Origin of the sequence: Gilliamella sp. BG2, assembly GCF_046635645.1 — a bacterium.
Classification (GTDB): domain Bacteria; phylum Pseudomonadota; class Gammaproteobacteria; order Enterobacterales; family Orbaceae; genus Gilliamella; species Gilliamella bombi.
In genome coordinates this window covers 1-11,799 of the sequence record NZ_JBIDFF010000038.1, presented here as the reverse complement: position 1 = coordinate 11,799, position 11,799 = coordinate 1, and the positions used below count along the sequence as shown (strand labels likewise).

9 protein-coding genes and 1 pseudogene are annotated in these 11,799 nt (G+C 33.8%); 4 read left to right on the top strand and 6 right to left on the bottom strand.

Annotated elements, in window-relative coordinates; all coding sequences use genetic code 11:
- Positions 1 to 181: integrase core domain-containing protein (locus ACGH6Q_RS11200; protein ID WP_411592844.1), on the top strand; the 181-nt coding region annotated here is incomplete at its 5' end.
- 717 nt (positions 182 to 898) lie between these two features.
- Here ACGH6Q_RS11200 and ACGH6Q_RS11195 read toward each other — a convergent pair.
- Together ACGH6Q_RS11195 and ACGH6Q_RS11190 are read right to left on the bottom strand one after the other, a co-directional pair.
- Positions 899 to 1,054, bottom strand: a complete 156-nt coding sequence (locus tag ACGH6Q_RS11195) for an integrase core domain-containing protein (protein ID WP_141671754.1) — start codon at positions 1,052 to 1,054, stop codon at positions 899 to 901.
- An 18-nt stretch (positions 1,055 to 1,072) separates the two neighbouring features.
- A complete protein-coding gene (locus tag ACGH6Q_RS11190; RefSeq protein ID WP_411592843.1) occupies positions 1,073 to 1,702 on the bottom strand; it encodes an HTH domain-containing protein in 630 nt (209 codons plus the stop codon).
- A 311-nt stretch (positions 1,703 to 2,013) separates the two neighbouring features.
- Between ACGH6Q_RS11190 and ACGH6Q_RS11185 the strand changes: the two genes are divergently transcribed.
- The 3 genes and pseudogenes from ACGH6Q_RS11185 to ACGH6Q_RS11175 all read left to right on the top strand — a co-directional run bounded on the left by ACGH6Q_RS11185 (position 2,014) and on the right by ACGH6Q_RS11175 (position 9,886).
- Positions 2,014 to 7,026 carry an AAA domain-containing protein gene (locus ACGH6Q_RS11185; RefSeq protein ID WP_411592842.1) on the top strand — a complete coding sequence of 1,671 codons (5,013 nt, stop codon included), beginning with the start codon at positions 2,014 to 2,016 and terminating at the stop codon, positions 7,024 to 7,026.
- Entirely contained in the window at positions 7,023 to 8,420 is a 1,398-nt protein-coding gene (locus tag ACGH6Q_RS11180; protein ID WP_411592841.1) for a hypothetical protein, read from the top strand. The genes ACGH6Q_RS11185 and ACGH6Q_RS11180 overlap by 4 nt, the downstream gene beginning before the upstream one ends.
- A gap of 384 nt (positions 8,421 to 8,804) precedes the next feature.
- Positions 8,805 to 9,886: pseudogene (locus ACGH6Q_RS11175) on the top strand (IS3 family transposase).
- Positions 9,887 to 9,921: 35 nt separating this feature from the next.
- Here ACGH6Q_RS11175 and ACGH6Q_RS11170 read toward each other — a convergent pair.
- The 4 genes from ACGH6Q_RS11170 to ACGH6Q_RS11155 form a co-directional block, all read right to left on the bottom strand.
- Positions 9,922 to 10,065, bottom strand: a complete 144-nt coding sequence (locus tag ACGH6Q_RS11170) for an integrase core domain-containing protein (RefSeq protein WP_411592840.1) — start codon at positions 10,063 to 10,065, stop codon at positions 9,922 to 9,924.
- Positions 10,055 to 10,714 carry a DDE-type integrase/transposase/recombinase gene (locus ACGH6Q_RS11165; RefSeq protein ID WP_411592839.1) on the bottom strand — a complete coding sequence of 220 codons (660 nt, stop codon included), beginning with the start codon at positions 10,712 to 10,714 and terminating at the stop codon, positions 10,055 to 10,057. The genes ACGH6Q_RS11170 and ACGH6Q_RS11165 overlap by 11 nt, the downstream gene beginning before the upstream one ends.
- Before the next feature lie 74 nt (positions 10,715 to 10,788).
- Positions 10,789 to 11,262 carry a hypothetical protein gene (locus ACGH6Q_RS11160; protein ID WP_411592838.1) on the bottom strand — a complete coding sequence of 158 codons (474 nt, stop codon included), beginning with the start codon at positions 11,260 to 11,262 and terminating at the stop codon, positions 10,789 to 10,791.
- Positions 11,262 to 11,471 carry an EndoU domain-containing protein gene (locus ACGH6Q_RS11155; RefSeq protein WP_411592845.1) on the bottom strand — a complete coding sequence of 70 codons (210 nt, stop codon included), beginning with the start codon at positions 11,469 to 11,471 and terminating at the stop codon, positions 11,262 to 11,264. Before ACGH6Q_RS11155 ends, ACGH6Q_RS11160 begins: the two co-directional genes overlap by 1 nt.
- Positions 11,472 to 11,799: the final 328 nt, after the last annotated feature.

The following is an 11,799-nucleotide window of genomic DNA, read 5'->3' as shown; positions in this document are numbered from 1 at the left end:
TATTGAACGATTTAATCGTACCTATCGTACTGAAGTACTCGATTTATATCTTTTTAACAACTTAGCACAAGCAAGGAAAATAACCGAAGAATGGTTAACGATTTATAACACCGAAAGACCACATGAGGCATTAAATAACATGACACCGATTGAGTATAAAACACTAAAACAAGTAGCATGATTTTCTACGTGAGTTGTGTACTAAGTTTGGGGTATTTACAGCCTAGCTCCACCAGATTTTTTCCCCAAACTCCAATCCTTCCATTTTATGTGGGGTATATTAGAGAGTGTTTACCTTTGATGATGTTTTTTAAATGGCATAGTGAGCATTATAATAATTTCGCCAAACACAAACATAACTTAGTTCACTAAGTCAAGAACAATGTTAACAGATAAACAATGGAAAACGCTACTGAAAATAATGAAAGGTACCGGACTAACAATGCATTATTGATTAATATATAAACACAAAAAACTGCCTCTAATTAGTTTAGTTTCTCTTTTTATATTCATCTAATTGATTAATTGCTATCTTGGCCGCATCTCTTATATCAATATTTTTAGATTGCAAAGATATTTGAAGACCATTTCTTAATATTTCATCACTAAAAGCTGCGGCTATTTGTGTAACCCAATACCTAATACTGTCAGGTATGGTTATATCTTCAAGAACTTTTTTGATCTCTTTTTTACATCAATATCATAGCATTGATAAAAAAAATCTTCTACCAGCTGATATACACCTCGTCCATCACCTTCACCAAAAGATCTTAAAAATAACTCAATTGCTTTTCTATCTGGGTTTTTAATAAGAAATTTAATGCGTCATCTTTAGTCATATTTTTTAATCTTTCCAAAGTTTTTGTTTTACCTAATTTGTAGGAAAACGCAGAGTTGTTTACACTTCATGGTTAAAATAATCCTCTAAAAACTCATAAGGCGTTTTCCCTGAAATCGCTTTATGTGGTTTAACGGTATTATAAAAATTAATAAAGCGTTTCAGTTTTTGTTTTCTATCTATTGAATCGCTAAATATATGCTGATTATGCCACATCGCAATTCAAAGTTCGTATCACTCTTTCGGCTTTCCCATTCGTTTGTGGGCAGGCGGTTTGGTGAATTTTTGATTAATACGGTGGCTGTTACACGTTTTAACAAATAAGTGCTCGCTGGTGCCTTGATATTCACGTCCATTATCGGAATAAACACATTCAATAGTATAAGGACATTGGGTTAACACATCGTTTTGTAAAAATTGTGCCGCGCTAAATTGGGATTTATCAGGGTAAATACCCGCATAAAGCTCATGTGAAAAATCATCAATACCGACAAATAAATATTCTCTAATTCGCTGTTTCGTTTCATTTTTAAGTAAAGGTAAACGTTTGGTATCAACGTGTAGCATTTCTCCCGGATAGGTTTTGTTATAGCGTTTAGCTTGCCGTCTTAATTTATCTTCAATCGATTTTTCGACTTTAACCAGACGGTTAATTCCATAACGAATGGTTTTATAACGTTCATTCTTACTGGTTAAAGGCACAAAAAGCTTCAATCGGGCTTTCTTTAGTACATTATAAATGGTAGGCCGACTGACCATAAAGCGTTTTGCCAAATCAGTGACCGTTATTTTTTCTTTATGATATAAGCGCCATATCTCTTGTCTGTGATAAGGCGTTAGTTTTGTTTTTTTATGTATATTCATTACAGTAGTTTCTCAAATTACTGTAAACAACACTAGTAAATCCTACACATTAGCGATAATTTGAGTTGACACCGCTATCGTGCTGGATTAACTTAATTCGATGGGCTGTTATGTGCCAATAGCAGACACATTTAGCTAAACTCAAATTTAGTTGACAGGCACATATTAAAATATGGGAATTGCTATATCAAATCCGAGTTAGTACAAAATTATGCATATTAATAATTACAAAACCTGTGAATTAAAGTAAACTTGTATATAAAATATTAATTAAATTTATAATCCTAACTATTTTAATAAAGGAATTGTTTGTGGAAATTATTGATTGGGGTGGTGGGCTAACCTTACATGAAATTAAAGCTATTGAGCAAATAAAATTAGCTTTTTCAAATAAAGCTAAGGTAGTAAAAGACTTTAAAGATATAAAAAACAATATACAATCAATTTTTCCATGGAAAGGCTATTCAGGTTTTCGTTTTGCTGATGTACGGGTGAGAAAAGAGGGTGAATTTGATTTAGTAATCGTTACACACTGCATTGTGCTAATTGTTGAATTAAAGCATTGGAATGGCGGAAAAGTTACATCTCACAGAGATAAATGGTATTTAGATAAACAAGAGCGTGGACGTTCGGCTGTTTCAGTTACGCGTAATAAAAAATATCTACTTGAGAAAAAGTTAAATAAATTTAAACAAAAGTTTACCAATAAGGGATATTGCCCACAGGTTCATTTTTTAATAGTAATGACGGGTAATGCTGATTTTAGCGAATTGCCAGATAATGAAAAAATGTATGTAGTAAGCCTTGCAGATTTTTTAGAATTAAAAGATGAATATAAATTTGAAGCGCATTTTCAACCTCCAAAAAATAAAAACAGCAAAACATTAAACCAAGATTTTGAATTATTTGATAAACAAATATTTGGTACTGACATGGTTAAACCTAAACCTATCAGCATTGGAGGCTACTATGCTGACGATGAACCAAGTTTTGTACACCCTAATAATATTTATCAAGAGTATTTCGCACAATCAGAGCGAGTGAAGCAGAAAGATATTGCATTATTTCGCCGTTGGAGCTTTACAAAAATAGAAAAAGCTGAAGCACAAACACTCGATGGTCGATTTCGTTTGGTTAGTCGTGAATACGATGTTTTGCAACATATCAAACAACGAAATATTGAGTTGTATCGGGCATGCTTAAACTATAAGACCATGCCACAAAAGAGTGAGATAACGGATGAACATATTGATGTATTTGAACTATTTCCTCAGCAGAAGCGATTTAATCAGTTTGTGGGTGGGTATGCTGGACAAAACCTAACTACCGAACGTCGTTTAAATTTAGTAAAACTTTTACTAAATAAGTTTGCTCAATTACATGCTGTTGATATAGCTCATCGAGACCTAGGAGAGAATAGTATTTGGTTATCAGCAGATGATCAAATAATGCTTTCAGGTTTTGCAACAGCCTATTTTGCATCTGAAAAAACAGTCGGAGATATACGTGACATTTTAGCAGTATCAGGCGATTTAGCTAGAGATATATTTCCACTTTCAAATAACGCTAATATTACACCCTATCAGTTAGATGTGCGCTCTTTAGCCGTTTTAGCATGGCATATTGTACAAGTCGAACGTATTTCTTCAGAAAGTTTGATAAGAATGAAGAAAGATTTAGCTGAAAATACCAGTTGGTACATTAGCGTATTCGACATAGCTTTATCTGGCACAGCTTTTGAAAATGCACAAGAGTTTTTAGATGCTTTTAATCAAGCAACACCTGAGCAGGCATTAGATTTCACGTTTGATTTTTCTAAATTAGAGCCGTTTTATCATGAGATCAATCATTCGAGAGCTTATCCTGAAGATGATGGGTTTATTATAGAAAGTGATGAAAAAGAAGTTTATCGTTCATCAAGCCGTTTAATAAAAGTATGGCTAGGTGCAGCCCCTCGTCAAGATGATCATGCCGCGAGAATAGTATTTATTTGGCTAGATAATATAGCAAAATTAGCACAAATTTCGCCTGATTATATACCTAAAATTCGTGAGTTTGGCATTGCTCGCAAATCTGGTAGTTTATTTGTTGTTAGTGATTTTATTGAGGAAGGAGTAACTTGGGCAAGCCTTATAGAGTTAGATTTAGCAGATGAGCGCAAATTTAGTTTGATTAATCAATTTATCCATAACATTGAACACTTACATAGTTTGGGATTTCCTCATGGCGATTTGAAGCCTGACAATGTATTGGTTACGTTAAATGATGAGGGAGATAGTTTATATATATTAGATATTTTAGACTTTTCGTCTAATGGCAAATATCAATTTAATACTGAATATTCACCTGCCTTTGAATATGCTACTGAAATTCAGCATGATAATTTTGCTGTGATGAAAATGGCTTGTGAGTTATTAAAATTAGCTTGGAATATACCTTCTGAAAAATTCGTAGAAATTTCAGAGGTTATACAACTTGAAAATACGGATACTAAGACAGGATTTTTATCACTATCACGATTTAAACAAGCATTAAATCCTCAACCAAAAACACTTATGATTAATTTACTAATCAGTGGGCATGATTCATTTCTACCTCTACAGATTTATCCCGATAACGGTGAGTTACTCGTACAACTTGGTACAAACAATAAAGGCAATGATGTCTTGATAAAATTTATTGGTATAGGTGGAGTGTTAACTACATTTTATTCGACTCAAACTAAAAAAATCACAAATGCACTAACTCCCTATTCTCGTGATCACATTACAAAAAAAGATCGTGATAGCTGCGACCTAAGTTTACCAATTGGTTTAAATATATCATATGGCAATTACAGTGATTTTAATGAACTCAACAATTTATTAGATGAAAATGAGACCTTTATACAGAAAATCAATGAATTCATTGCTAAGCATATTCTAAGAGCACCAGAACCTCAGCATAGTGATGACTCTACGATAAAAGACGAGCCCTATCTGGACGTTGATGGAGTGTTAGCTGAGGAGGATAGTATTGTTTCGCAAAGGCCTAGTATTCGAAAACTATGGCAGGCAATTTTAGATACAGAAACAGAGGCGCTGCCTGCTATTACAGCCAATGATAAACTACAACAATTAGATAATGGGGATATTTATATTCCTTATGATGGTGAAGTTAATCCATTAGATAAATTCAAAAAAGATGAAGTTATAGAAGCCGTTGGGCGAGATGAATGCAAAGATCGAATACTTAAATATGGTGTAGTAGATTTTACTAAAAGTAATTTAAATGAGTTGCATTTAAAAGCAAAAAGCTTAAACGGGAAAAATATAGATAAAATAGGTGAAAAAACGCCTATTTACCTTCAAAGTAAGCAAAATAAAGCATCGTATCAGCGTCGAAAAAACTCTTTACAGCGCATTTTAGATGGTGAAAGTGTAATTACAGAATTAGCTCATTACTTTGACGATCATTGCATCATACCTGCTAATGATTATGGCATTACTGTTAAAGATGAGCAGTTTGCACGTTATGACCGTCATGGTATGCATGGTGAGATAGTTAGTTTAAACGAAGCCCAGCGTCAAGCTTTTCAACGCTTGATTAACAATGGCCCGCTCGTTTTGTTACAAGGCCCCCCTGGTACTGGTAAAACAGAGTTTATTGCTGCTTTTGCACATTATTTATTTGAGCAACAAAAAATAAAAAATATTTTACTAGTCAGTCAATCTCATGAAGCTGTTAATACGGCTGCAGAGCGCATTAGAAAGCACTGTAGGCGCTTACAAACTGACTTGCAGATTGTACGGTTCAGTAATCGTGAACTAGCTGACTCGGAAGAACTAGAAGATGTATTTTCTCCAAACTTGGTAGGACAAAAACGTCATCAGTTAAGCGCTAATAAAATTGATAATATCTGTCAACTAGGAAGAGCAATGGGACTGCCTGAAGCTTATTTACGTGAGCGAGCACAATTGCAATTTAGTATAGGCGTACAAATCCGTCGTTATCTTAAATTAAGAGATAATTTTGTACTTGATAAAATAGATGATAAAGATGAACAACATTTAATAGAGTCGATTAAGCAGAATATTCATGCACAAGCAAAAGAGTTAGGAATAGAAAATGTATCTTCATTAGATATTGAGCAAGTTTTACCAAGCTTAATTGCACAATTAGATGGGAAATATAATATTCAGCCTATTGAGAGTATTGATGCAGAAAAATTAATTAATTTGACTCAGGATATGTTAGAAGCCTTATCTAATGAGCGTGCAAACTATGATGAGTTCTTAGCGCGCTCACGGCAATTAATAGTAGGCACATGTGTGGGGATTGGACAAAAACATATAGGTATCGCTGATAATATTTATGACTGGGTGATTGTGGATGAAGCTGCGCGTTCAATTTCTAGTGAGTTAGCTATTGCGATGCAATCAGGTAAACGTATTTTACTTGTGGGTGACCATAAACAATTACCGCCTTTGTATTCTAATGAGCATAAAAATGCATTAGCAAGGCGTTTAGGTATTTCGAAGCGTGGCGAGGAGTTAGACCAGATATTGGGCAGTGACTTTGAACGGGTCTTTGAGTCAGCGTATGGCAAACAGACTTGTGCTACTTTAAAAACACAGTATCGGATGGCTCCTGCAATTGGTAGTTTAGTATCAGCATGTTTTTATGATGGCATCTTAGAGAATGGTAAAAAAGAGACTGATATACCGAATATTTATTATAGCTTACCGCAGAATTTTCAGTGTAGTGTGACCTGGTTGGATACAACACGTTTACCAAATAGTTATCATGAAAACCCAAATAATGGTAGTAGTTCTATCAATCGAGCAGAAGCGGATGTGGTTATTAAATTATTACAAGATTTAGCAAATGATGAAACTTTTATGGATAGCGAAATTATACAAAAATGCTTAGATACAAATACTAAAGCGATTGGTGTAATTTGTATGTATGGAGAACAAAAAAAGCTAATAGGCCAAAAATTTAATGAAAAAACATGGACTGATACATTTCGACGTTTAGTAAAAATTGACAGTGTAGATGGTTATCAGGGAAAAGAGAATCGCATAATTATTTTGTCACTTAGCCGGCATGATAAGCAATACAAAGAAGTAGGTTTCTTATACTCATCTAACCGTATTAATGTGGCTTTATCCCGTGCAATGGATAAGCTAATTATTGTGGGTGCGGCAGCTATGTGGGAAAGTCCTAGAAATAATAAACTACCTTTGGGTAAAGTATTAAATTTTATTAAGCAGCATGTTAATAATGATAATGATAATGATTATGCTTTGATTTCTCTAAGACAAACGGGAGTGAAAAAATGAATAAAGGACAAACCAAATCATACAACGAGATTGACTTTATAATAAAAGCTCCACGTTTTCGTATAGTATTTTCTTATATGGATGATAAGAATGTGTCATTTGTTCGTGAATACTTATTACGTTTGCTTAAATTAGTACCTTGTAAGCCTGAGCAAATTGCTTGCTACTTCGGCTTTAGCCAACATGAAACTGAAATAGCTTTAGGCGATTTAGAGTCTAATAAATGGATTGAGTGGCAAGATAATGGCATAGTCGCCTTATCTAAAGAAGGGTTGAAATTATTTAACAACGAAAATGATGCCCCTCAAATCCCTAGTTTGCGAGAGTATGGTAGTGAATATTGTATGGAATTACTAGATAACAATTTTTTGTTAAAGAAATATTGTGATCACGTTCGCCAACAAGCGATAGAGTTATCAATAGAGCCAAAAGCGTTGTCTGAAAGTAAAGAAACTGCTCGAAAAATCTTTCAAAATCGTTTTCGCCAGTTACAAGAAAATGAGATTATAGAGTTAGATGCAAAAGACATTGCCTTATATAAAATTGACGCCATTGAGTTGAAAGGTGCACCTGTATATTTTCGTTTTACACAAAAGTTTGAATTATTTCCTGACAATGGTGATATTAAGGAGCGTCATGGTGTACCAAATTTAATTCATCAAGATGTCATTCAGCAGGCAATTACTCAGCAAATTGAAAAAGCTAATGGTACTGACAATTTACGTGAATTGCAGCAAAGTATGAGTGAGTTGAATGATAATAATACGCTTAAGGTTCTTTTCGGGGGGAGATTAGATTTTACCGAGTACATGAAAGTATGGCAGAAATATGATCAACAAAATGGTTTTTATTTTTTAGGCCAGATTTATCATCAAGAGGATATATTCAAAAAAATTAATAGTATGCTAGATAATTTGAATAAACCGCCTAATAAACCTTTTGCAAAACTGTATTGGACAGCTCCAAGTGATGTTTATTGGGGAAAACAACGAAAAATACATGATAAGATTCAAAATCTGCTTGATAAGCAAGATAAAGGTTATAAATTTCACCTCTATTTGCCTTTATCATCTGATCCTAATAATAGAGAAAAACGAGAATGGCTTGAACAGTTCAAAGATATAAATGACAAAGCATTATATGGATTTTGTGAAGGCTTTTTAAATGGAAATACAGAGATTTTGTTTTTAGAAAATACATTTGCTATGGTTTGTTATCACGCTAAGCTTCCAGTTTACCCCGTTCCACTACCTATTGGTTTTTTTACTACACAGTTAGATGAAGTAAAAAAAATTGGATGCTTAATAGAAAATTATTTGAATGAAACAATGTATTCAGATCATAGTGAACATAAAATTAGAATGAAAGATTTTGGCTTGTTGAAGGTATCATAACTAATTCACTTTAACTTTGACTAGCTGTGACATTTTGCTTTTATGGAAGAAGGTTATCTGTTTAGATTTTTATAACTTGGCCTATTTAATAAATAGTACTATCCTTCACTAATGTGTAGCAGCTCAAACTTATTCTGACACACACGTATTACTCATCGGCTTTCATTTTAACAAAATACGTGCCCGATGAGCAACATAAATTCTCCAATTGCTTTTCCTTAACCTGTAAATACCCCAAACTTAGTACACAACTCACGTAGAAAATCATGCTGCTTGTTTTAGTGTTTTATACTCAATCGGTGTCATGTTATTGTAACTATCCCCTAAAATAGTACAGCAAAAAAGTAGAAAATTCTCTATGATAAAAGAAAAGGGGATTTAATTATGAAAAAAATGACTGAACATCAGATCGTAGTTATTTTAAAAGAAGCTGAAGCCGGTATTCCTGTCAAAGAACTTTGCCGTAAATATGGCATCGGCAATTCGACTTTCTATAAATGGCGGGAAAAATACGGTGGTATGGAAACCTCCGATATCAAACGTTTAAAGGAGCTGGAGGCTGAAAACCGCAAGCTTAAGCAGATGTTTGCTGAGCTCAGTTTAAAATCTCAGCTTCAGGAGGAAATCATAAAAAAGCTATAGTGCCTACCAAGGCACGTAAAGCATGGGCTTTGGAGTTACAAGAAAATCATTTTGTTACTATTGCTATGAGCTGCGCTATTGTTGGCTTAAGCCGCTGTGCTTACTATTATCAGCCCAAGTTACCGGATGATTCAGTGATTAGGTCGGTACTCAGTGCGATCACCGATAAGCATTTACGCTGGGGCTTTCCCAAGTGTTTTAATTGCATCAGAAAGCTCGGCTATAAATGGAATCATAAACGTGTGTATCGGGTGTATTGTGAATTGAAGCTTAATCTCAGGGTAAAGCGTAAACAGCGTATTCCTCCACGAAGCCCGGAAAGGCTATCAGTACCCAATAAACAAGGTGAATGCTGGTCAATGGATTTTATGAGTGACAGCAGTCGCAATGAACGACGCTTTAGAACTTTCAATGTGATAGATGACTTTAATCGTGAGGCGCTAGGCATTGATATTGCGGTCAGTTTACCAGCTGGCAGGATTACCCGTTATCTGGATAAACTGGCCGAATATCATGGTTATCCACTAAAAATACGAGTAGATAATGGACCGGAATTTACAGGAAAAACCTTTATAAACTGGGCTAAATCACATAATATAACCATTGATTATATCCAGCCCGGTAGTCCTTATCAAAATGGCTATATTGAACGATTTAATCGTACCTATCGTACTGAAGTACTCGATTTATATCTTTTTAACAACTTAGCACAAGCAAGGAGAATAACCGAAGAATGATTAACGATTTATAACACCGAAAGACCGCATGAGGCATTAAATAACATGACACCGATTGAGTATAAAACACTAAAACAGGCAGCTTAATTTTCTACGTGAGTTGTGTACTAAGTTTGGGGTATTTACAAATAACCCTCTAAAAACTCATAAGGCGTTTTCCCTGAAATCGCTTTATGTGGTTTAACGGTATTATAAAAATTAATAAAGCGTTTCAGTTTTTGTTTTCTATCTTTTGAATTACTAAATATATGCTGATTATGCCACATCGCAATTCAAAGTTCGTATCACTCTTTCGGCTTTCCCATTCGTTTGTGGGCAGGCGGGTTTGGTGAATTTTTGATTAATACGGTGGCTGTTACACGTTTTAACAAATAAGTGCTCGCTGGAGCCTTGATATTCACGTCCATTATCGGAATAAACACATTCAATAGTATAAGGACATTGGGTTAACACATCGTTTTGTAAAAATTGTGCCGCGCTAAATTGGGATTTATCAGGGTAAATACCCGCATAAAGCTCACGTGAAAAATCATCAATACCGACAAATAAATATTCTCTAGTTCGCTGTTTCGTTTCATTTTTAAGTAAAGGTAAACGTTTGGTATCAACGTGTAGCATTTCTCCCGGATAGGTTTTGTTATAGCGTTTAGCTTGCCGTCTTAATTTATCTTCAATCGATTTTTCGACTTTAACCAGACGTTTAATTCCATAACGAATGGTTTTATAACGTTCATTCTTACTGGTTAAAGGCACAAAAAGCTTCAATCGGGCTTTCTTTAGTACATTATAAATGGTAGGCCGACTGACCATAAAGCGTTTTGCCAAATCAGTGACCGTTATTTTTTCTTTATGATATAAGCGCCATATCTCTTGTCTGTGATAAGCCGTTAGTTTTGTTTTTTTATGTATACTCATTACAGTAGTTTCTCAAATTACTGTAAACAACGCTAGTAAATCCTACAACTAAAATTTTATTAAAAAATTTAAATTTAAAAATATTTCATATGTTTTTGTATTAATTTTAAACTTTTTTTTATCTCTATTACATCTTTTAATTTTTCTGCTTCACTAGGTATATTTCGAATCAATAAATTTGCATTTTTCTTTAATAGGTTAAACAAATAGGTGCATTCTATTTTACCGCTATATACTACTTCCTTTTTATCATATCTATTTTCTATAAATTTAATATTACAGGTTTCACCAACAAAATGAACCTCAAAATAGAATGGTCCATCCATAAAACTAAAATGGGCTACATTATTTTTTTTAGCTATATTATTTTTTTTAATTTTACAAGCTTCTCTTAACCACCAATTTAATATAATGACAGTAAAATCATCCCATTTCTTGTCTGGAAAAAATATATTTCCGATTTGGAAATATATTTCCGAAAATATTTGAGTTGATACTTCACTTTTTGATACACGAATAGAATCAGGATTAATTATTAAATCAATCATTATAGGACTCCTTTAGGATAAGCAGTTTCAATTTTTTTAGTAACTTTATTTACCCAAATTTCAATTATTATATTATCAGATGTGCCTCGTCCCAGAATTCGTTCATCTTGAGATTTAAGGACTTTAATATTAGTATATGCTTCTCTGACAGCACGTTCAATTTGTTTTGGAGACATATTCTTAGGAAATAAATCTTTCTTTCCGCTTATTAATATTACTTTTCCTGCATACTATGTCGTTCAAAAATATGATCCATATCTATTTTAACCTTTTTCATACTAGGCAAATTAACTGGTTTCTTTCTTTTTGAAGGTACATAATTCCAACCCCACGGAGCAATACAAGTCAATCCATTAGCGGCATACTGATGCAGGTTAATTCCACCACAGCTAAACCAATCAGGTCCAACTGGGTAAAGCGTCCTATCTGGAGCATAATATCTGAAAGTATTGTAATATAAACTAGGGCGTGTTGATCTTTCGTGATTATTTTTTAGACGGCATGATGTGAGTTATAATAATTCTGTCAAAAACAACC